This window comes from Mesorhizobium sp. CNPSo 4688 (assembly GCF_057784295.1).
This window is the reverse complement of sequence record NZ_JBWLUY010000001.1, coordinates 546532-566010: the sequence shown is the minus strand read 5'-3', so window position 1 is coordinate 566010 and position 19479 is coordinate 546532. Positions and strand designations below refer to the sequence as shown.

24 protein-coding genes, 1 tRNA gene and 1 pseudogene are annotated in these 19479 nt (G+C 60.8%); 15 read left to right on the top strand and 11 right to left on the bottom strand.

Annotation, left to right across the window (positions count from 1 at the left end; translation table 11 throughout):
* Positions 1–23 precede the first annotated feature (23 nt).
* Positions 24–251, bottom strand: coding sequence for a hypothetical protein (locus AC04SH_RS02960; RefSeq protein ID WP_488573871.1), 228 nt, complete (start codon positions 249–251; stop codon positions 24–26).
* Between AC04SH_RS02960 and AC04SH_RS02955 the strand changes: the two genes are divergently transcribed.
* A complete protein-coding gene (locus AC04SH_RS02955; protein WP_488573870.1) occupies positions 244–2385 on the top strand; it encodes a sodium-translocating pyrophosphatase in 2142 nt (713 codons plus the stop codon). The two genes, AC04SH_RS02960 and AC04SH_RS02955, sit on opposite strands and share 8 nt — an antisense overlap.
* A gap of 836 nt (positions 2386–3221) precedes the next feature.
* Here AC04SH_RS02955 and AC04SH_RS02950 read toward each other — a convergent pair.
* Positions 3222–3425, bottom strand: coding sequence for a hypothetical protein (locus AC04SH_RS02950; RefSeq protein ID WP_488573869.1), 204 nt, complete (start codon positions 3423–3425; stop codon positions 3222–3224).
* 161 nt (positions 3426–3586) lie between these two features.
* Positions 3587–4102 carry an outer membrane protein assembly factor BamE gene (locus AC04SH_RS02945; RefSeq protein WP_477232903.1) on the bottom strand — a complete coding sequence of 172 codons (516 nt, stop codon included), beginning with the start codon at positions 4100–4102 and terminating at the stop codon, positions 3587–3589.
* Positions 4103–4217: 115 nt separating this feature from the next.
* Between AC04SH_RS02945 and AC04SH_RS02940 the strand changes: the two genes are divergently transcribed.
* The 5 genes from AC04SH_RS02940 (at position 4218) to AC04SH_RS02920 (ending at position 7954) form a co-directional block, all read left to right on the top strand.
* Positions 4218–4760 carry a ubiquinol-cytochrome C chaperone family protein gene (locus tag AC04SH_RS02940; protein ID WP_488573868.1) on the top strand — a complete coding sequence of 181 codons (543 nt, stop codon included), beginning with the start codon at positions 4218–4220 and terminating at the stop codon, positions 4758–4760.
* Between the two features lie 23 nt (positions 4761–4783).
* Positions 4784–5332 carry a YceD family protein gene (locus AC04SH_RS02935; RefSeq protein ID WP_488573867.1) on the top strand — a complete coding sequence of 183 codons (549 nt, stop codon included), beginning with the start codon at positions 4784–4786 and terminating at the stop codon, positions 5330–5332.
* 143 nt (positions 5333–5475) lie between these two features.
* Positions 5476–6546, top strand: coding sequence for a phosphate acyltransferase PlsX (gene plsX / locus AC04SH_RS02930; RefSeq protein ID WP_488573866.1), 1071 nt, complete (start codon positions 5476–5478; stop codon positions 6544–6546).
* Positions 6547–6556: 10 nt separating this feature from the next.
* Entirely contained in the window at positions 6557–7528 is a 972-nt protein-coding gene (locus AC04SH_RS02925; RefSeq protein WP_477232899.1) for a beta-ketoacyl-ACP synthase III, read from the top strand.
* 102 nt (positions 7529–7630) lie between these two features.
* On the top strand, positions 7631–7954 hold the full coding sequence (locus AC04SH_RS02920; RefSeq protein WP_006201891.1) for an integration host factor subunit alpha: 324 nt from the start codon (positions 7631–7633) through the stop codon (positions 7952–7954).
* Positions 7955–8029: 75 nt separating this feature from the next.
* Here AC04SH_RS02920 and AC04SH_RS02915 read toward each other — a convergent pair whose 3' ends face one another.
* Positions 8030–8167, bottom strand: coding sequence for a hypothetical protein (locus tag AC04SH_RS02915; RefSeq protein ID WP_488573865.1), 138 nt, complete (start codon positions 8165–8167; stop codon positions 8030–8032).
* On the opposite strand from AC04SH_RS02915, the gene AC04SH_RS02910 reads away from it, so the two are divergent.
* Positions 8166–8708 (top strand): MerR family transcriptional regulator, encoded by a 543-nt coding sequence (locus AC04SH_RS02910; protein WP_023669374.1) that lies wholly within the window; start codon positions 8166–8168, stop codon positions 8706–8708. The genes AC04SH_RS02915 and AC04SH_RS02910 overlap by 2 nt on opposite strands.
* 88 nt (positions 8709–8796) lie before the next feature.
* Positions 8797–9099, top strand: coding sequence for a hypothetical protein (locus AC04SH_RS02905; RefSeq protein WP_488573864.1), 303 nt, complete (start codon positions 8797–8799; stop codon positions 9097–9099).
* Positions 9100–9222: 123 nt separating this feature from the next.
* Here AC04SH_RS02905 and AC04SH_RS02900 read toward each other — a convergent pair whose 3' ends face one another.
* Complete coding sequence (locus AC04SH_RS02900) at positions 9223–9447, bottom strand: hypothetical protein (RefSeq protein ID WP_488573863.1); 225 nt, start codon at positions 9445–9447, stop codon at positions 9223–9225.
* Positions 9448–9576: 129 nt separating this feature from the next.
* Here AC04SH_RS02900 and AC04SH_RS02895 point away from each other — a divergent pair, with 129 nt between their 5' ends.
* The gene (locus tag AC04SH_RS02895; protein ID WP_477232894.1) at positions 9577–9780 is read left to right on the top strand and encodes a hypothetical protein; all 204 of its coding nucleotides are present in this window, start codon (positions 9577–9579) and stop codon (positions 9778–9780) included.
* A 230-nt stretch (positions 9781–10010) separates the two neighbouring features.
* Here AC04SH_RS02895 and AC04SH_RS02890 read toward each other — a convergent pair whose 3' ends face one another.
* Entirely contained in the window at positions 10011–10217 is a 207-nt protein-coding gene (locus tag AC04SH_RS02890) for a hypothetical protein (protein ID WP_477232893.1), read from the bottom strand.
* Positions 10218–10387: 170 nt separating this feature from the next.
* Positions 10388–10579: pseudogene (locus AC04SH_RS02885) on the bottom strand (hypothetical protein); the annotation flags it as partial.
* Between the two features lie 234 nt (positions 10580–10813).
* Between AC04SH_RS02885 and AC04SH_RS02880 the strand changes: the two are divergent.
* The 3 genes from AC04SH_RS02880 to AC04SH_RS02870 all read left to right on the top strand — a co-directional run bounded on the left by AC04SH_RS02880 (position 10814) and on the right by AC04SH_RS02870 (position 12506).
* Positions 10814–11095 carry a helix-turn-helix domain-containing protein gene (locus AC04SH_RS02880; RefSeq protein ID WP_112561791.1) on the top strand — a complete coding sequence of 94 codons (282 nt, stop codon included), beginning with the start codon at positions 10814–10816 and terminating at the stop codon, positions 11093–11095.
* 114 nt (positions 11096–11209) lie between these two features.
* Positions 11210–11668 (top strand): YbaK/EbsC family protein, encoded by a 459-nt coding sequence (locus tag AC04SH_RS02875; RefSeq protein ID WP_488573862.1) that lies wholly within the window; start codon positions 11210–11212, stop codon positions 11666–11668.
* A gap of 49 nt (positions 11669–11717) precedes the next feature.
* A complete protein-coding gene (locus AC04SH_RS02870; protein WP_488573861.1) occupies positions 11718–12506 on the top strand; it encodes a hypothetical protein in 789 nt (262 codons plus the stop codon).
* A gap of 7 nt (positions 12507–12513) precedes the next feature.
* Here the strand turns inward: AC04SH_RS02870 and AC04SH_RS02865 are convergent, their stop codons facing one another.
* The gene (locus tag AC04SH_RS02865) at positions 12514–13350 is read right to left on the bottom strand and encodes an FkbM family methyltransferase (protein ID WP_477232889.1); all 837 of its coding nucleotides are present in this window, start codon (positions 13348–13350) and stop codon (positions 12514–12516) included.
* Between the two features lie 543 nt (positions 13351–13893).
* Here AC04SH_RS02865 and AC04SH_RS02860 point away from each other — a divergent pair.
* Entirely contained in the window at positions 13894–14280 is a 387-nt protein-coding gene (locus tag AC04SH_RS02860; protein WP_488573860.1) for a CatB-related O-acetyltransferase, read from the top strand.
* An 82-nt stretch (positions 14281–14362) separates the two neighbouring features.
* Here AC04SH_RS02860 and AC04SH_RS02855 read toward each other — a convergent pair.
* Positions 14363–14439, bottom strand: a tRNA-Pro gene (locus AC04SH_RS02855).
* Positions 14440–14583: 144 nt separating this feature from the next.
* Between AC04SH_RS02855 and AC04SH_RS02850 the strand changes: the two genes are divergently transcribed.
* Positions 14584–15552, top strand: a complete 969-nt coding sequence (locus tag AC04SH_RS02850) for a glycosyltransferase family 8 protein (protein ID WP_488573859.1) — start codon at positions 14584–14586, stop codon at positions 15550–15552.
* Positions 15553–15600: 48 nt separating this feature from the next.
* A complete protein-coding gene (locus tag AC04SH_RS02845; protein ID WP_488573858.1) occupies positions 15601–16584 on the top strand; it encodes a glycosyltransferase family 8 protein in 984 nt (327 codons plus the stop codon).
* A 33-nt stretch (positions 16585–16617) separates the two neighbouring features.
* On the opposite strand, the gene AC04SH_RS02840 is transcribed toward AC04SH_RS02845, so the two are convergent.
* Entirely contained in the window at positions 16618–17934 is a 1317-nt protein-coding gene (locus tag AC04SH_RS02840) for an O-antigen ligase family protein (protein WP_488573857.1), read from the bottom strand.
* Positions 17931–19466 carry an undecaprenyl-phosphate glucose phosphotransferase gene (locus AC04SH_RS02835; protein ID WP_488573856.1) on the bottom strand — a complete coding sequence of 512 codons (1536 nt, stop codon included), beginning with the start codon at positions 19464–19466 and terminating at the stop codon, positions 17931–17933. Before AC04SH_RS02835 ends, AC04SH_RS02840 begins: the two co-directional genes overlap by 4 nt.
* Between the last annotated feature and the right edge of the window lie 13 nt (positions 19467–19479).

Sequence of the window (19479 nt, the reverse complement as noted above, 5' to 3'; positions counted from 1 at the left end):
CGCCACGGTTGACTGACGCCGCGTCATTTCAATCGATCTAATAGCAAGGCATCGGCGGCGGGACTGTTCTGGCCTAAACCTTTTGGCTGAAAGCCGGGCAAAAACCGAACAATATCTTGACGTTCCGAGCCCTGTTTCGCATACACCGCTGCGAAGGACGGATTCCGCCTTGCGGCATCCGCTCCCCGCACCAACGGCCCAGGGAGGGGTTCTTTTGGGCCACCAATCGAGGAAAATTCGGCAATGACCATCCTATACGCCGTCATCGCCTGCGGTTTGCTTTCAGTGCTCTACGCCATCTGGGCGACACGATCGGTCCTCGCGTCCGATCAGGGCAACGCACGCATGCAGGAAATCTCCGCCGCCATCCGCGAAGGCGCGCAGGCCTATCTGGCGCGCCAGTACACCACCATCGCCATTGTCGGCGTGGTCGTGCTCATTCTCGCCTGGTGGCTGCTTTCGATCACCGCAGCGGTCGGCTTCCTGATCGGCGCCGTGCTTTCGGGCTCTGCCGGCTTCATCGGCATGCACGTCTCGGTGCGCGCCAATGTGCGCACCGCGCAGGCAGCGTCCAACAGCCTTGCCGCCGGCCTCGACATCGCCTTCAAGTCGGGCGCCATCACCGGCATGCTGGTAGCGGGCCTCGCACTGCTCGGCGTCTCGATCTACTACCTGATCCTCACCGGCCCCATGGGCCTGCAGCCCAATGACCGCATCGTCATCGACTCGCTGGTCTCGCTCGGCTTCGGCGCTTCGCTGATCTCGATCTTCGCCCGTCTCGGCGGCGGCATCTTCACCAAGGGCGCCGACGTCGGCGGCGATCTGGTCGGCAAGGTCGAAGCCGGTATTCCCGAAGACGATCCGCGCAACCCGGCCACCATCGCCGACAATGTCGGTGACAATGTCGGTGACTGCGCCGGCATGGCCGCCGACCTGTTCGAAACCTATGCGGTGACGGTTGTCGCCACCATGGTTCTCGGCGCTATCTTCTTCGGCGGCACTGCGGTTCTCGGTGCTACGATGCTTTATCCGCTGGCCATCTGCGGCGCCTGCATCCTGACCTCGATCGTCGGCACCTTCTTCGTCAAGCTCGGTTCCAACGGCTCGATCATGGGTGCTCTCTACAAGGGCCTGATCGTCACCGGCCTGCTGTCGATCGCCGGCCTTGCCGTCGCTACTTCGGTATGCCTCGGCTGGGGTGAAATCGGCACCGTTGCCGGCATGGCCATCACCGGCAAGAACCTGTTCATCTGCGGCCTGATCGGCCTGGTGGTGACCGGCCTCATCGTGGTGATCACCGAATACTACACCGGCACCAACAAGCGTCCGGTGAACTCGATTGCCCAGGCCTCGGTGACCGGTCACGGCACCAATGTCATCCAGGGCCTCGCGGTCTCGCTGGAATCGACCGCGCTGCCGGCCATCGTCATCGTCGGCGGCATCATCTCGACCTACCAGCTTGCCGGCCTCTACGGCACGGCGATCGCGGTCACCACCATGCTCGGCCTTGCCGGCATGATTGTCGCGCTCGACGCCTTCGGCCCGGTCACCGATAATGCCGGCGGCATTGCCGAAATGGCCGGCCTGCCCAAGGAAGTGCGCCACTCCACCGACGCGCTCGACGCGGTCGGCAACACCACCAAGGCGGTGACCAAGGGCTACGCCATCGGTTCGGCCGGCCTTGGCGCGCTGGTGCTGTTTGCTGCCTATTCGAACGATCTGAAGTTCTTTGCCGCCAATGGCGACAAATATCCCTACTTCCAGGGCATGGGCGACATCTCCTTCGATCTCTCCAACCCGTATGTCGTGGCCGGCCTGATCTTCGGCGGCCTCATCCCGTATCTGTTCGGCGGCATCGCCATGACGGCCGTCGGCCGCGCGGCGGGCGCCATTGTCGAGGAGGTGCGCAAGCAGTTCCGCGAGGATCCGGGCATCATGGCCGGCACCTCCAAGCCGAACTATGCGCGTGCCGTCGACCTTTTGACCAAGGCGGCGATCCGGGAAATGATCATCCCGTCGCTGCTGCCGGTGCTGGCGCCGCTCGTCGTCTATTTCGGCGTGCTGTTGATCTCGGGCTCGAAGGCATCCGCCTTTGCCGCGCTCGGCGCATCGCTGCTCGGCGTCATCGTCAACGGCCTGTTCGTCGCCATCTCGATGACCTCGGGCGGCGGCGCCTGGGACAACGCGAAAAAATCGTTCGAAGACGGTTTTGTCGACAAGGACGGCGTCAAGCACCTCAAGGGTTCCGAAGCGCACAAGGCTTCGGTTACCGGCGACACCGTCGGCGATCCCTACAAGGATACCGCCGGTCCGGCGGTCAACCCGGCGATCAAGATCACCAACATCGTCGCGCTGTTGCTGCTGGCCGTGCTCGCGCACGGCTGAGGCGACACCACTGCTTCAGGAAAAACCCGCGGGAGCGATCCCGCGGGTTTTTTGTCGCCGAGGATTGATGTTGGCGACGGCCTTCCTTGTCGGCCTAACGGAACCAGGCCGCATATGTCTGTTTGCAGCCGGCTCTCGGTTCGCCATAGATGTAGCGCGTCTTGTCCAAGTTTAGTTGCCACCTGCAGGCAGCGGCGGCAATGTCGCTGAACTTCCGCTTCTGATCCGCGGTCAGGTCGGTGCCAGTAAAAGGGTATCGCTTGAAATCGCGTCGCAGGATTGGCGAGTAGAGCGCTCTGCCTTCCTCGCTGGCGATCTTCACGCCGAAGGGGAGATTGGAATCGATGCGTGTTTTCGCGACCCAAGGGTGAGCGAGGTCGACCCATTGCCCAAGGGTGAATTTCCAAGCGTCGTACCGTTTGGTCGATCGCCCCGTTCAGGACCGTGTCGTCGCTATCCTTGACGACGCATGCGTCGAAGAGGCCGCGGCTTTGCATGAGACCCAGTTCGACATTGGGGTCTTGTATGTCGCAAGCGGCTCCGGACTTGCGCGCGAATGCTTCCTTGATGGTCGGATGATCGATCGGTGAGTTCTTTTCCAACACGACATAGCGCTCGACTAGAAATGTCCCCAGGAAAAGGCTGGCGCCACTGCCGTCGGATTCGTCCTCCCAGAAACCTACTGCGGTGATGCCGTCCTGTTTCCATTCCGGGCTAGGATAGAACTCGATGCTGCGCGGCAGGGCGGCCGAGGCAGCCCAGAACAGGAAGATTCCGGCATAGGGCGCGTATACGCCAATAGGGCTGAATGCCCTTGCCGCGCACCCAAAGGTAGGTCAGAGCGATCGTGCCCACCAGCAACAGCAGCGCGACCGGCCACAGGTAGTAAGCAGCAGCGAATACCAGATAGGCAAGGCCGACTGCCGCATCGCCCTGATATGGCTGGTTGCCGCGATCAAAATCAGCAGGGGGGAAATGAGGATCAGGAACAGCAGGCAGCTTTTGGCCGCGCCGACGATGATTTCTATAAATCTTTCCATGCGCCGCTGCGTTGTCGTTGCCAAGGATCGACTAGCAGAGGTTGCTTAAGCATTGCTGACCGATGGCCGGCCCAAACAAAAACCCGTGGGATTGCTCCCACGGGTTTTTGGTCGCCTGAGATGGTGCTGCTTTTCCCTCGGGGGAACGCAGAAGCTGATGATCAGGGCGTGCCGCCGCCGGGAATGCCGGGCGCCAGCTTGCTAGCGCCGTTGATGATCTGGCTGAGGAAGTTCTGGTCCTTGCCGCCGGTCGGCGTGGTGCGCGAAACGAAGTCGAAGATCTTGCCGTCCTTCAGGCCGTAATTGGCGATCTGGGTGACACGCCCGTCGTCGCCGAAATAGACCGCCAGCACTTTCTGGTCGACCAGGTGGGGCTTGTCGAAGGCGACATAGCGCTTGCGCGTCTGCGAAATGTAATAGAAGGCCTCATTGTCGAAAGTTGCCGTCGTCGACGGAGTGCCGAGCGCCAGAAGCACCTGTTCGCGGCTGGAGCCCACCGGCACCGAGTCTACCGCCTGCTGGTCGATCACATAGCCCTGCGTCAGTGTCTCGCCCGGGGTAAGGTCGCCGAACATTTTGGATGAATTGCAGCCTGACAGCGCGGAAGCCACCAACACCAGCGAAACCGCCGCGGTAGCCCCGGGCAGCAAAGTCGACTTGAATTTCAGCGCGCGCAACAACAACTCCATTAGCTGACCGCAACTTGCGCTGGGCGGCAAAACCGGTAAACCAGCTTGCTTGCCGATGCAACAAGGCCAATTCAAACAAACGGTCCCCAGGAGACCACCCTCAATGTTCCAGCGCCTTTTTGGCCGCGAACGCAACGCCAACCGCGCTATCACCGAGGCGCTTTACGCACAAATCGTGGCAGCGGCGCGGCAGATTGTTTTTTATTCCGACTGGAATGTGCCGGACACGCCGCTCGGCCGTTTCGAGATGCTGTCGCTGCACATGTTCCTGTTTCAGCACAGGCTGCGCGGCGAAGAGGGTGTCGCGCTAGAGGTCGCACAGGTGCTGATCGACGAGTTCTTTCTCGATGTCGAGCATTCGCTGCGGGAGCTGGGCGTTGGCGATGTCGGGGTGCCGAAGCGCATGAAGAGGCTGGCGAAAATGTTCTACGGCCGTACCGCCGCCTATGACGATGCGCTGGAACGCCGTGACGGCGATGCGCTTGCTGCAGCCCTGGCGCGCAATGTCAGGCCCGACGCCGGCGCTTGGCCGCAGGCCCTGCCGCTGGCGTCCTATGTGATCGATGCCGCAAGGCAGCTTGAGGCACAGCCGTCCGATTCGATCCTCTCCGGCACGGTGGCGTTTCCCGTCGCCAAGGTACAATGATGAGGGAAGGCAGGGAGGCCGAGATGAAACATGCGGAAACACCGAGCCCGGTGTCATTCAAGGCGAACGTCGGTCGCCTGCCGCACAAGGGCCTTCCGGTGGTGATCGATGCCGACCCGGCGCAGCGCGCCGCCCTTGCCGCGGAGCATGAGCTGCTCTCGGTCGAAAACTACCGTGCCGAGCTTTTGGTGACGCCGTGGAAGCGCAACGGCGTCAAGATCAGCGGCCGCGTCGAGGCCGATATCACCCAGGCCTGCATCGTCACCCTCGAGCCGGTCGCGGCCCATATCGACGAGGAGGTCGAGGCGCTGTTCCTGCCCGAGCAATCCAAGCTCGGGCGCCAAGGGTTCGAAGGCGGCGGCGAGATACTGATCGATGCAGAGGGGCCTGACAGCCCGGAAACCTTCTCCGGCGACACAATCGACGTCGGCGCGCTCGCCGAACAGTTCTTCGGGCTGGCGATCGATCCCTATCCACGCAAGGCAGGCGCCTCGCTCGAGGCCGCTGGCCCTGACAAGCCGGTCGAGAACGAATTCCAGCAAAAGCTGCGATCCTTGCTTGGAAAATCCTAAAACACGATGCGATCCGAGAAAAGTCGGTTGTGCGGCAGCCCAAAACCGCTATTTTCCCCGAACCTTCGCGAGCCCCCTTATTTCGCGAGTTTCGTATTTTGCGGGCCATGCGCCCTGGCCCAAGCTAGTGAGATAAAGACCGCGTGATCAGGATTTCCATCGATGCCATGGGTGGCGATCACGGGCCAGACGTGGTCATCCCGGCACTCATGACGGTCGCTGTCAGGCGTCCCGACATCCGCTTCATTATCTATGGGCGCGAAGAGATGGTGCGCCCCGAGCTCGCCAAATTCCCCAAACTGGCCGAGGTCAGCGAGTTCCACCATTGCGAGGTCGCGGTCAGGATGGACGACAAGCCGAGCCAGGCGCTGCGCCATGGCCGCTGGAAGTCGTCGATGTGGAAGGCGGTCGAAGCGGTCAAATCTGGCAGCGCGCAAGCCTGCATTTCGGCCGGCAATACCGGCGCGCTGATGGCGATGTCGAAATTCTGCCTGCGCACCATGGCCACCATCGACCGCCCGGCGATCGCGGCGATCTGGCCGACGCTGCGCGGCGAGAGCGTGGTGCTGGACGTCGGCGCCACGATCGGCGCCGATGCGCATCAGCTGATCGATTTTGCCATTCTAGGCACCGGCATGGCGCGTTCGGTGTTCGGCATCGACCGGCCGAAAGTCGGCCTGCTCAATGTCGGCGTCGAGGAGATAAAGGGCCAGGAAGAGGTCAAGGAAGCCGGGCGCATGCTGCGCGAGGCCAATATGGCTTCGATGAATTATCACGGCTTCGTCGAGGGTGACGACATCGGCAAGGGCACGGTCGATGTGGTCGTCACCGAAGGATTTGCCGGCAACATCGCGCTCAAGACGGCGGAAGGCACGGTGCGCCAGATCTCAGGCTATCTGCGCGCAGCGATGAGCCGCACAATGATGGCCAGGATCGGCTATGTCTTCGCCAAGGGCGCCTTTGACCGCTTGCGTGAAAAGCTCGATCCGGGCCGCTCCAATGGCGGCGTCTTCCTGGGTCTGAACGGCATCGTGGTAAAAAGCCATGGCGGCGCCGATTCGGATGGTTTTGCGGCAGCGATCGAGCTTGGCTACGATATGGTGCGCAACAATCTGATCGACCGCATCGAGGCCGATCTCGATCTGTTCCATGCGCGCAATCCGCATGCCCAGGCAAACAGGAAAGCCGACGCCGCCGTCGACGCAAAGGAATAGGAAAGACACTTTGATCAGATCAGTCGTGCGGGGCACCGGTGCCTCGCTGCCCCGCCGCATCATGAAGAATGCCGATTTCGAAGGCATGGTCGAGACCTCCGATGAGTGGATCGCCCAGCGCACCGGCATCCGCCAGCGCCACATCGCCGCCGATGACGAGACGACGGCATCGCTCGGCGAGGCGGCCGCGCGTGCAGCACTCGACAGCGCGGGCCTGACGCCCGCCGACATCGACCTGATCGTGCTGGCGACCTCGACGCCCAACAACACCTTCCCGGCGACCGCCGTCGAGATCCAAAACCGGCTCGGCATGCATCACGGCTTTGCGTTCGACATGCAAGCGGTGTGCTCGGGCTTCGTCTATGCGGTGACCACCGCCGACCTCTACATCAGAGGCGGCCTGGCCAAACGCGTGCTGGTGATCGGCGCCGAAACCTTTTCCCGTATCCTCGACTGGAGCGATCGCTCGACCTGCGTCCTGTTCGGCGACGGCGCCGGCGCGCTGGTGCTGGAAGCGGATGAAGGCACCGGCGGCATTGCCGACCGTGGCGTGCTGGCGATGAGCCTGCGCTCCGACGGCGTCCACAAGGACAAGCTTTTCGTCGATGGCGGCCCGTCGACCACCGGCACGGTCGGCCATCTCAGGATGGAAGGCCGCGAAGTGTTCAAGCATGCCGTCGGCATGATCACCGACGTCATCGAGGCAACGTTTTCGCAGGCCGGCATCACCGCCGCCGACCTCGACTGGTTCGTGCCGCACCAGGCCAATAAACGCATTATTGACGCTTCGGCCAAGAAGCTCGGGATTGCAGAACAAAAGGTGGTGGTCACCGTCGATTTGCACGGTAACACCTCGGCAGCCTCCGTGCCGCTGGCGCTTTCGGTGGCCGTCGCCGACGGCCGTATCAAGAAGGGTGACCTCGTGCTGCTGGAAGCGATGGGCGGCGGTTTCACCTGGGGCGCGGTTCTGGTTCGCTGGTAAGTGCCGAACGGTCCGGTTCGGTCCTTGACCTTGCCGGATCAATTACTTAGGCTCTGCCTTTGCTTGTATCGATTTATGTTTTTGAACTGATGGGACGGTCGCATGGGGGGAAAGACACTTACGCGCGCCGACCTTGCCGAAGCTGTTTATCGTAAGGTCGGCTTGTCGCGCACTGAATCGGCCGAACTGGTCGAAGCAGTGCTGGACGAAATCTGCGAAGCCATCGTGCGCGGCGAGACGGTGAAACTGTCGTCCTTTGCCACCTTCCATGTCCGTTCCAAGAACGAACGCATCGGACGCAATCCAAAGACCGGCGAGGAAGTGCCGATCCTGCCGCGCCGGGTGATGACCTTCAAGTCGTCGAACGTGCTGAAGAGCCGTATCTTGCGCTCGCACCAGAACAGCAAGGCCAAGGGCGGCAAATAGGTTTCTGCCGCAATTCCAGGAAAAGTGTGAAGCGTTTTCCCGGGAGAGCGCGTAGCGCTTCCCTAGGGAATTGCGTCAAGGACACATAAAGCTTCGGTTGAAAACGGCCGCCGGTTTGACGCCGGGCTTGAATGTTGTTTCATAAACCGCTGAAATAATACCCGATTCGGCAAACTGGGCCGGATCGCCGTCCAGCGTGAGGATTTCGCCCATGGACAAGAGCCCCGACGCTTTCCGCACCATCAGTGAGGTCGCGGAGGATCTCGATCTGCCGCAACACGTGCTGCGCTTCTGGGAAACCCGTTTCAACCAGATCAAGCCGATGAAGCGTGGTGGCGGCCGCCGCTACTACCGACCGCAGGATGTCGAACTGATCAAGGGCATCCGCCACATGCTCTATGACCAGGGCTACACGATCAAGGGCGTGCAGAAGCTGCTGCGCGAGAACGGCAACCATTTCCTGGTCGCGATCGGCAATGGCGACATGGCTGCCGTCGAGGCGATCTCGCAGCGCAGGCAGGCCGATCAGGTGCCGCTGACGCCGGCGGCGCAGCCGCGCGGCATGGATGACGAGATGCTGGTCGGCCAGCCCAAGGTAAAACCCAGCCGCCGCTTTTTCGGCCTGGGCAAGACCGAGGAGGAAGGTCCGGTCCAGCCCGGCGCGTCGAAGCTGTCGCGCGACAACCGCGCCTTGCTGCAGGAGGCGCTGTTCGACCTCTTGGAGTGCAAGCGTCTGCTCGATCAGGTGCGCTAGACCTCTAGGCAATTACCAGAGGCAAGCAAAATCGGAACCGGTTCCGCAGCCGTGCGTTTGGCCTTCTCTTGAAGAAGGAAAAACAATCATGGCATCGCTTTCGACCCTCTCCGATCTCGATCTTGAAAGGCAGGTCGCGACCCTTTCCAAGGAACTGGCTGCTTTGAGGAAAGCTGTAGCCAAACGCGGCGGCGCTTACTATGAGGACGGGCGCGATGCTGCCTCCGACTACTATGCGCAGCTTGCCGACCGCATCAGCGATGCCATGCCCGCAATCAGGAAGCAGGGCAGGGCGATTGAAAAGACGGCGCGCGATCATCCGGCGACGGCGGCTGCCGTGGGTCTGGTCGTGGTCGGCCTTGTCGCCAGCCTGTTGCTCAGCCGGCGCTAGAGCAATTCCAGGAAAAGTGTGAACGATTTTCCGTCCGGAATTGCGTAAAAACAAAGAGGTCTCGCACAAAAGAAAATGGCGACCGTCCCGCGGACGGCCTCCATTTCCTTGATCAGGGGCCGATTACCTGGCGAGCTTGATCTTGCCCTGCGGCGAAACCTGCGCGGTCTGGCTGCACTTGCCATAGACCGTGCCATTCTTGTCAGTGGCGTCGGTATAGGTGCCCTTGCACTCGATCGAGAGCACCAGGCAATGGCCGGCGCCCTTGCAAACCGCGCCGCCGTCGCCAGTGGGATGCGTGCCGCCGGCGAAAGGTCGCACGGTGGTGTGCCGAAAATGGCCGGCCAAGACCGGGTCCGCCCCGGCTCATGTCAGGTGGCGGCAGCAGTCATTGTCGCCATCTTGGCACCGCGCTTTTTGCCCCGCCCGGCTGCGGCTATAACGCCAATCCAAAGATACCGGCGGAGGAGGCGGGGCGTGGTCGCAAATTACATCGACGAGTTCATCATGTTCTGCGTTGGGCTGTGGGTGACAGGCGTTGGCTTTGGACTGCTCCAAAGTCCTTTTCAGGCTCGGTCAGGTCAGCAGCCGTGGTTGCTGCAAGTCGCGAAGCATTTCAAATGGATGGGACCGCTGTTGATTTTGATCGCGATAGTGCTCGCGTTCGCGGCGCCATCCTAGCGGGTTTTCGGCAACGCACTGAGACACTCGCGGTGTGCTGCAGCATGCCTCGCAACCGCTGTGCTCCTCGGCCTTGTGCCTGACACCTTCGTTGGTTGCTCGCCTTCTGGCGCATGGGCGCCATCGAATCCTGTCTTCATCTCGCCACGTCTCGCCTGGCAAAAACCAACGGGAAGGCGGCCTTGGCGAGGACTCCAAAGCCAGCCTTCCCGTCGGGCAAGTCGGCCGGCTCAGGCCTTCTTGGCTTCCACCTTCTTGTGGTGATGGTGGTGATGATGATGGCGGTGATGCTTCTTGTGGTGCTTGTGGTGATGATGATGATGGTGGTGATGCTTTTTCGCCACCGGAGCTGCGTCCGCGCTGCTGGCGCCGATGATCGGCAGCGAGACAGCAAGGGCGAAAGCCAGCCCGAGAGCCGACAGGAGGGACTTCTTCATGACTTCGTTTCCTTTTCTGCGCGGGCTGAATTTGACCGCCACCGAGCAAGATCGGTGACGTGAACCCCGCAGTCATGACTATCGCCTCCGAATTTTTCGACATTTTTTCCCGACTGTAGAATTTTGTTTCTGGATTGTGTCTGGCGCCTTCGCAGGCGCAGCAACCGCTTTCACATCGGCGGAACGACGCCGTTGTTGCCGACCACGACCCGGCCGGCGGTCAGCGTGCCGTCGCTGCCACGCTCGGCGTTGACGAACACCACGGGACCGGGCTGAAGGTCGGCCGGTGTGGCCGGCGCGAAGGTCACCACCGGTGTCGTCTGCAGGATCGCGATCTGCTTTTTCTGGCCGTTGTCGTAGGTGTGCGGCCCTAAACCGCTGAACACTTCGGCGTGCGGTCCTTCAAAAGAACTTGATTGGGAGATCGGGGCAGAGATCCCCATATCTGCTTGACGCCAGCGGTTTTTGACGCCGGTTCACGATGCCGTGACGGTCGGTTTGGGTCTTGGCAAATCGCCCTTGAGCGGGCATTGTCCCGGCTCTCAGGCAACACCCTATCATTTGATCCAAAACTCTTTAGCCCCATGGAGTTGCCAATGCCCCAAAATGCAAAACACGAACCCTTCTCCAGGCTGGCGGCCGATGTTGCGCTTGAGCACCCAGGCCTTAAAGCCATCCGGGAAACAAAGGGATACAGTATTGAAGAGCTTTCTCTGACCTGCGGTCTGTCGACCAGCGAGATTGCCGACATAGAGAGCGGCAAGGACACCGATCCGTCGAAACTTCGCCGGATCGCCGCAGCATTGCAATTGCCGGAAACGGCCCTGATCGATGCCCCGGCGCCAACAGCGCCTGTAGAAAATCGGTCCGTTTCATAAACGACGACGCCAAAGCGTCTCTCAACAAGCTCGCCATGGTTTGCCCTGGCGAGCTTTTTCATGTTCGAGTGGTAGGTGATTGCCCGCCGGATCGAATGGAGGAGAAACACCGGAATGAGCCTTGAGACCGTGCGTGCCTTTCTGGCTGCCCGTGCGCCCGATGTCGAAGTTTTAGTTACCGATGCCAGTTCGGCGACCGTGGCGCTGGCAGCGGCAGCGCATGGCGTGGAACCGGCGCAGATCGCCAAGACCATCTGCCTGCGCGTCGGAGAGCAGACCATGCTGATCGTGGCCGGCGGGATGTCGAGGCTCGACAACCGCAAATTCAAGGACCGCTTCGGCGGCAAGCCGCGCATGCTTGACGCCAACGAGGTTGTCGCCGCCACAAGCCATCCTGTCGGCGGCGTCTGTCCGTTCGGCCTGCCGGCGCCGCTGCCGGTCTATGCCGACGTCTCGCTGCGTGCCTTCGATGAAGTCGTGCCCGCGGCCGGCGCCACCAACGCCGCCGTACGGCTCAGCCCGCAGCGCATGGCCGAGATCGTCAACGCCGAATGGGTCGATGTCTGCCAGTAGCGAGCTGAGCGGCTGGTAGAAGATTGGGCGACTCACTATACGTGATGGAATGAACGACGTTTTTGGTTACATCGCCTATGGTGAGAACGAGCTTTACCATCGCGGTGCGCTACTCAGCGCCCTCAAGCTTTTGCACCATTGCCCGACCGCTAGAATAGTCGTCGCAACTGACAGGACTGAACTCTTTCGCGCTTATCCTGTTGAGACAATGCTCATAACGGCTGCGGAGAAAGAGCAGTGGTCTTTCGGAGGAAGCTACCATTTCGGCATCAAGGCCGGTGCTATGCGTGAGCTTTTGCAGCGAGCAAATCGGCTCCTTTTCATGGACACCGACATGTACCCGGTGGGGGACCCGTCGAAAGGCTTCCGCTCGATCTCTGCGACCCATTCCTTTATGCGCCTGTGCGAAGGGCCGCATCGCATCTATCAGAGCGCGCTGCCGGGCAAGAGCATCAGCATCGGTGGCCAGATCCTGAGCGGCCAGGAACCGATGTGGAACAGCGGAATCGTAGGAATCCACCGCGACAACCTCAGTGCCATGGTGAACGCCTTCGCAGCTATCAAGGCCGTTTATGAGGTGACCGACACGTGGGCGCCAGAACAGTTCTGCCTCGGGGTAGCCCTTTCTCAAAACGGCCGAACCATCAGCCCTCACGGCCTGCCGATCCGACACTACAACACCCGCGGCAAAAAGCAGTTTGCTGAGCCGCGTGTTCATGCGTTCTTTAACGCTTATGGCAAGGTGCCAGTCGGCCAGCAGGTTGCAAAAGCCGGTCGATATCGGCTGTGGCGGACGCCTTTGGATTTATGGCGCCAGAAGCGTAGGAGGTCGCCGTGACCGGGTTCTACAGAAGCAGGATGTCGCGTTGCTCAGTTACGCTGCGAATATCCATCTCGTTTTCGGACCTGCCGAAGACGATGCAGCGCCGGTAGGCATTGGCCAGGTACTTGGCTATTTCGCGGGTCTTGGCCGGGTCATATCGCTGCGGGCTGTATTCCATGAGGATGGGAACCTGACGCCGCACCAATTCGGCCATCGAGCTTAAGGCTTCCGGCTCCGCGCCTTCGATATCCATCCACACCAGACCGATGTCATCGGGGCTGACGCCAGCTTCAGCCATGATGCTGTCGACACGCCGAAGCTGCACCGGGACAGAACGTGATGTTTCCGTTGGCTTGATGACCGTACTGGCACCGAAATTCTCATCGCCGAAGTAGAGGTCTATCGATCCTTCGCGGTCGCCAGCGGCATATTGAAAGGCGCTCACCGCACTCGAAAGGTCGTTTAGCTCCAGGTTTTGCTTCAAAAGCTTGAAATTGCGTGGATCTGGCTCAATGCAGATTGCTCGATCGAACTTCCCGCTGAGCATCAGATAGACGCTATGCGTGCCGATGTTGGCGCCGATTTCCAGCAAAGTCTTCCCGGGCGGTGTCCCGATCAGCTCCAGAACCCTGTTCGCCAACTCGCGCTGATAGTGCCCCTTTCGGAACAAGTCCCGACCAATGGTTTCGTGCGGCGAAAAAGTAAGTTTGTGGTCCTCAAATTGCCTCGTGACGAGAAGGATGTCTTCCTTCATCGTCAGTAGACTGATAGAGCGAAACCAGCGGAATGACATCAGCTTTGCGAACAGTTTGCTGCGGAGGTGATGCGCCGCTTTTTCGACTGGCAGGAAAAATTTCATTCAGCCCTTATTGGCTCCTATCTGCCATATAGCAAGGCTCTCCAGCCTTTGCAGCGGTAGCTTTTTTGATGGTGCCGATCTGCCCATCGGTGAGGCCGAGAGCGACAAGGCCGGTAGCAAACTGCTGTCTAGACCCGCTGCTGGCGCCCGCGCGGCTGCGACTCATGGCAAGCCTCTTGAGGTCGCGGGCATTGGGCGGATAGAAGAACGGATGGTCCGATCTACCGACGTTTTTGATTACATCGCCTACAGCGAGAATGGGCTTTGCCATCGCGATGGGCTATGGGCTGCAAGGGCTCGATATTGTTTGTCGGGAGCCCGTGTGAGCCTGTGGCAGCGGGATGGGAGGCCACTGTGATCGGGTGGCTACACCTGAAAAACCCGTTTCGATCCAAGCTGCCCTCCAGCGTGACCCTCGGACGTCACACCTATGGCGTGAGCCGGAAGAAGGTGCTTGGAGCGTCTGACGCCACTCCGTTGACCATTGGAGCGTTCTGTTCGGTCGCCGGCAACGTCAGCTTTGAATGTTCCGGGGGAAGCCACGTGCCTTGGGCTGCAACCACTTTTCCGATCCACAGCCGCATGATGGACTCGACCGACCCCAATGCGCACGGTGGCAAACCCGTCGGCATTACCATCGCCAACGATGTCTGGATCGGCCGTCATGCGATGATCATGCCAGGCGTCCACATTGCCGATGGCGCCATCGTTGCTGCCGGCGCCGTTGTCACCAAGGATGTGCCGCCATATGCGATCGTCGGCGGGGTTCCGGCCAGGCTTATCCGCTATCGGTTTTCGGAGGACGTCATTGCGAAATTGCTGGCGATCCGGTGGTGGGAATGGAGCGACGAGAAGATCAAGCAGGAGGCTGCTCTTCTTACAGGCCCCATCGAGCCTTTCCTGGAGCGTCACGCAGGCGTGACGCCGTAAGAAACGTATTTTGCGAGTGGCTGCAATGCGGCTGAGAAATCGCGTGGCCACTTGGGGGAAGCAGCTAAACGCCTGTGTTGTTTGGTCGGAGTGGCCGGATTCGAACCGACGACCCCTTGACCCCCAGTCAAGTGCGCTACCGGGCTGCGCTACACTCCGGACCGCGCAAAGCCATATATTTTCAAGGGTTATGGTGCAAGCGCTAAAACGGCGCGTTGGACCGGAAAAGTCGCCAGGCATCCGGCCTTGTCGACGCTACGCCAAGGCGATATGGCTCGCCCAGATCGATTAGAAGGATTGCGCGTGGCGAATTCCTGTTTTTTTCTAGCGGCTGACGCCAACTATTTCCCGTATGCATGCTTGGCGGCGCGCAGAATTCTGGACGTTTCGGGCGAAGCAACGCCAGGCTTCATCCTGCATGTCGGTGCACGCGATACCGATATGCGTGTTGCTGAGCGCCTGCTGAAGAACAGCCTTCGCATAATGGACGTCTCGGCGTTGTTTGCGCAGGCCGGCCATACTTTCCGGCCAAGCAATGTCGGCACTTTTGTGCGGCTTTTCGCCGACCAATTGCCTCAGTTTGCGGACTATGACCGCATCGCCCATATCGATTGTGATGTTCTGTTCAATCGGGATATCGGTGACCTGGTGGGCCAGACTTTGAATGCGCCGTTGTTGGCCGCCCATGACGATTATATGTACTTCCGCCCGGGCTACCGGCAGAAGTTATCGATGCAGCCGGGAGCGCCTTACTTCAATGCCGGTATCATCGTCTTCAACATGCCGTTGGTGCGTGAACAGGGCCTCTTGCACCGCGCCAGGGACGTGGCCGTCGCAGGGCAGATGAACGACCAGAACGCGCTGAACATCGTCTTCGAGGGCAAGTGGCAGACGATGCATCCGAACTGGAATTTGATGTCCAACGATACGAAGGAATTTCGGTTCGCCCAAGCCTATGCGCGGCATTTCGCCGGCGGCAAGCCGTGGGGGAGCCAGGTCGACGTGGAGCCCGAGGCGCTTGTCGTCTGGCGCGGTCTGGCAAGGGATACGCCCTGGCTTCAGCCCTTTATGCAGCGCATTCCCTTCGAGCGGGGCGTCATGAGGCGCTTCGCCCGCAGGTTCGACGGAATCATGGGGATGCTGCCGAACAAGGATCGGTATCGGCGGCGCGCACGGTATGACGGCAGCAAGGTCCATAAGATGTATGCCGAGCATGCCCTTGCCGGTGCGATGGCCGTGCAATTTCCCGAAGTACTCGGCGGTTTCGCTTGAGATATCCGCGACTTCAATCCGTAAGGCGTAGGGCAGGAGAATTAGACTGTGTCGCAAACGTCATGCTTCTTTTTCGCCGCCGATCAAAGGTATTTTCCGTACACCTGCTTGGCAGCGCGCCGTGTGTTGGATCTATCCGGCCCAGTCGACGGCTTTATTTTGCACACCGGCATCATTCCCAGTGAGGACCGGTCTGCCGGCGAGCGTTTGCTCGGTGGGAGGATCAGCATCATCGACGTAACGAAGTTCATGGAGGCGACGAACTTCAATCGTGGAACGCATCCCACCCTTGCGACCTACATCAGGCTGTTCGCGGACAAATTGCCTGAATTCGAGCCGTACGACCGCATCGCCTATTCCGATGCCGACGTGCTCTTCAACCGATCGATAGCCGATCTCTGCAACACACCGCTCAACGCGCCGTTGCTGGCCGCTCACGACGAGCAGACCTACTTCGACGCGAAGTACAGGCGACATCTGCCGATGCAGCCCGGTGCGCCGAAATTCAATGCTGGCGTTCTTCTCTTCAACATGCCGCTACTCAGGGCTGAGGGGCTCCTGGAGCGTACGCGGCAGCTGGCGTCGGAACATGTCTACGGAATGGATCAAGGCGCGTTGAACGTGGCCTTCGAAGGCCGGTGGCAGACTATGCATCCGTTCTGGAACGTGATGACCAACTACAGCAGCCAGATCCCGTTCAGCAGGTCCTACGCCCGTCACTTCGCCTGGGGCAAACCTTGGGAGCCTCGCCCGGTCGGCGTCGAGGTCGACGCCATGGCGATCTACCGCGATCTGGCGAAAGGCACGCCCTGGGCCGGCCGCTTCAGCCGCAGCTGGCCGATCAAGCGAGGCATATTGAAGAACCTCGGACGCAAGTTCGACGCCATCAGCGGCATTTTGCTGAACGACGAGAAGCGCAAACGCAGGGCGAGGTTCGACGCGGAAAAGGTCAGTGCAATCTTTGCCAGCCACGCCGACAATTCGATGCTGGCCGTGCAATACCCCGAACGGGTCGCCGGCATCGCGAGATAGGTGAAATCTCTGCAGTCCGTCAGCATGGCGGAGTCATCCGAACTCGGCGGCTTTCCCACCGATTCGGATTGTCTCCGCTCTCAATTCCCTCTGATGCCGGTATTCCAGCGCAATCGCGCCCCAGATCAGACCGAGCAGTAGGTAGACGTGGCGCCAGTGGTCGATGTCGATGAAGGCGCCGAGCCCGATATTGCCGATGAAGGCGACGTAGGCGCAAAGCAGATAGGGTTGCCACGGCCGGTCGCGCAAAAGGAAGCGGAAACCGGCCGCGATCGTCCACAGCGTCAGCGTCAGGAACGAGACGAAGCCGAGCCAGCCATAGTCCATCAGCGTCTTCAGCCAGATGTCGTGCGTGTCTTCGCCAAAAATGGTGCCGAACACCAACGGTCCGATGCCGAGCGGATGCTCGAGCGCCATCTGGAAGCCGATCGTGTAACGGGCAAACCGGCCAAGCCGCGCCGTGTCGTAGCTCTGTTCCAGCTGGGCGCGGCTGGAAAACATCTCGCTGACGCCCGGCAGCTGCAGGATGACGATCATGGCGACCACCAGCAGCGTGATGGCAGCGATGGTCATGATGACGACGCGCAGCCGGAACTTGCCGCTGTTGCTCTGCAGGAACAGGGCGCCGGTGAGCAGGATCGCCGAGACCGCGAACATGCCCCAGGCGCCGCGCGAGAACGAGAAGAAGATGCCGGCGGTGATGATCAAAAGCGGCACCGCCAAAAGCGGCATGCGCGCGATCGATCCGGTCAGCATAAGGTAGAGCAGGTAGATGCCGGGCAGCACCAGGAACGGTCCGAACACATTCGGGTCCTGGAAGGCGCCCTGGGCGCGGTCGTATCTGGTGAAGATGTCGGCGCCGGGGAAGGCGTGGAAATAGCCGGCAATACCAAGCAGCGCTGTCGCCACCGCGGAGAAGACATAGGCGATGAAGATCAGCCGGTAGAGGCCGGGTTGCACTGCCGTCACCGAAGAGAAGAACACCGCGGTGAAGGCGAGGAACAGCGAAACGGCGAGATAGAGTGGCGTGTTGGCGAGATCGGCCATCTGCGTCATCGCAATCATGCCGCCGATGTTCATCGTGATCAGCAGCACCAGCAGCGGCGCCGCCGCACGCGATATGCGCAGGCCAAACAGCGCCCACACCCCGATCAGCCCGACCATGAAGAGGTCGTAAGGCGCCGGCTCGTCGATGACGAAGCCCGAGAGGAAGACGCCAAAAAACACCGCGCCCGAGGATATCAGCGCGATCAGCTTGGTGTTGACCGCCGAAGGCGGCAACGTGTTGACTACCGAAGGCGGCAACGTGTTGACCGCAGCCTGCGGCACCTCATGGGAAGTCGCGCTCAATAGGCGTTTTCCGTATTGAGCAGCCGCAGCGGCGTCAGGAACAGGATGCGCAAGTCGAACAGCATCGACCAGTTTTCGATGTAGTAAAGGTCGTACTCCGTGCGCATGCGGATCTTCTCATTGGTATCCATCTCGCCGCGCCAGCCATTGATCTGTGCCCAGCCGGTGACGCCTGGCTTGACCTTGTGGCGGGCGAAATAGCCGTCGACCACCTCGTTGTAGAGCAGGTTGTGTGACTGCGCGGCGATCGCATGCGGGCGCGGACCGACTAGCGACAGCGAGCCGGACAGCGAGTTGAAGAACTGCGGCAGTTCGTCGATCGAGCTCTTGCGGATGAAGCGGCCGACGCGGGTGACGCGCGGATCGTTCTTGGTCACCGTCTGCTTGGCGCTCGGATCCGAGCGGTCGGTGTACATGGAGCGGAATTTATAGACCTCGACGATCTCGTTGTTGAAGCCGTGCCGCTTCTGCTTGAACAGTACCGGCCCCTTGCTGTCGAGCTTGATGGCGAGGGCCGTCACCAGCATCACCGGTGAAAACAGGATGATGCCGATCAGCGAAAAGACGATATCGAAAGCGCGCTTGGCGACCGAATCCCAGTCGTTGATCGGCCTGTCGAAGATATCGAGCATCGGCACCGAGCCGATGTAGGAATAGGCACGCGGGCGAAACTGCAGCGCGTTCGAATGCGCCGAGAGCCGGATGTCGACCGGCAGCACCCAGAGTTTCTTCAACAGCTGCAGCACCCGCGTTTCTGCGGTCAGCGGCAGTGACACGATCAGCATGTCGATGCGCGCGATGCGGGCGAATTCCATCAGCTCCGAAATGGTACCGAGCTTGGGGTAGCCGGCCACGATCGGCGGCGAGCGCTTGTCGCCGCGATCGTCGAAGATGCCGCAGATGCGGATGTCGTTGTAGGGCTGTTTTTCGACAGAGCGGATCAGCATCTCGGCCGCCTTGCCGCCGCCGACAATGACGGCGCGGCGTTCCATGCGGCCGTCGCGCGCCCAGCGCCGGATCAGCTTCGACATCACCAGGCGCAGGCCAAACAGCAGAAGCAGGCCGATGACGAACCAGGTGCCGAACAGCAGGCGCGAATAGTCCTCCGACATCTTCATGATGAAGGCCGTCAGCGCCATCAGCGCGAAGGTGCCGGCCCAGACCGCCAGCACGCGGCCGAGGTTGGAGATCGGTCGCATCAAGGCGGAGATCTGGTAGCAATCGCTGACGTCGAGCAACACGACGGCCAGGAACGAGGCCGCGGCGATGGTCAGCGGATATTGCCAGGCGAGGTAAGTGAAGAAGCCGACAAAATGAAAGTAGAGCACGAGCCCCGACAGGAACAGCAAGGCGAATTCGACGATACGCAGCACGCCGCTGACCATGACCGGCGACATCGTATCGCGCCGGTATTGCGAGGCAACCTGGCGGGCAACACTGTTCATGCCGCCGGGCGTGGGGCTCTCGGCAGGACCGTCGAATTTGCGCACCGCATCGGCCGAAAAGCGGCGCGTGGGGTCGGTCTCGTTCATCGGGTTTCCCACA

Coding starts and splice junctions, on each gene's coding strand:
- AC04SH_RS02935 (WP_488573867.1), top strand. CDS start 4,784: ATGAAACATGCGGAAACACCGAGCCCGGTGTCATTCAAGGCGAACGTC.
- AC04SH_RS02865 (WP_477232889.1), bottom strand. CDS start 13,350: ATGAAATTTTTCCTGCCAGTCGAAAAAGCGGCGCATCACCTCCGCAGC.
- AC04SH_RS02905 (WP_488573864.1), top strand. CDS start 8,797: ATGGCATCGCTTTCGACCCTCTCCGATCTCGATCTTGAAAGGCAGGTC.
- AC04SH_RS02950 (WP_488573869.1), bottom strand. CDS start 3,425: ATGGAAAGATTTATAGAAATCATCGTCGGCGCGGCCAAAAGCTGCCTG.
- AC04SH_RS02920 (WP_006201891.1), top strand. CDS start 7,631: ATGGGGGGAAAGACACTTACGCGCGCCGACCTTGCCGAAGCTGTTTAT.
- AC04SH_RS02870 (WP_488573861.1), top strand. CDS start 11,718: ATGAACGACGTTTTTGGTTACATCGCCTATGGTGAGAACGAGCTTTAC.
- AC04SH_RS02915 (WP_488573865.1), bottom strand. CDS start 8,167: ATGGGCGAAATCCTCACGCTGGACGGCGATCCGGCCCAGTTTGCCGAA.
- AC04SH_RS02890 (WP_477232893.1), bottom strand. CDS start 10,217: ATGAAGAAGTCCCTCCTGTCGGCTCTCGGGCTGGCTTTCGCCCTTGCT.
- AC04SH_RS02940 (WP_488573868.1), top strand. CDS start 4,218: ATGTTCCAGCGCCTTTTTGGCCGCGAACGCAACGCCAACCGCGCTATC.
- AC04SH_RS02910 (WP_023669374.1), top strand. CDS start 8,166: ATGGACAAGAGCCCCGACGCTTTCCGCACCATCAGTGAGGTCGCGGAG.
- AC04SH_RS02955 (WP_488573870.1), top strand. CDS start 244: ATGACCATCCTATACGCCGTCATCGCCTGCGGTTTGCTTTCAGTGCTC.
- AC04SH_RS02835 (WP_488573856.1), bottom strand. CDS start 19,466: ATGAACGAGACCGACCCCACGCGCCGCTTTTCGGCCGATGCGGTGCGC.
- AC04SH_RS02960 (WP_488573871.1), bottom strand. CDS start 251: ATGGTCATTGCCGAATTTTCCTCGATTGGTGGCCCAAAAGAACCCCTC.
- AC04SH_RS02875 (WP_488573862.1), top strand. CDS start 11,210: ATGAGCCTTGAGACCGTGCGTGCCTTTCTGGCTGCCCGTGCGCCCGAT.
- AC04SH_RS02880 (WP_112561791.1), top strand. CDS start 10,814: ATGCCCCAAAATGCAAAACACGAACCCTTCTCCAGGCTGGCGGCCGAT.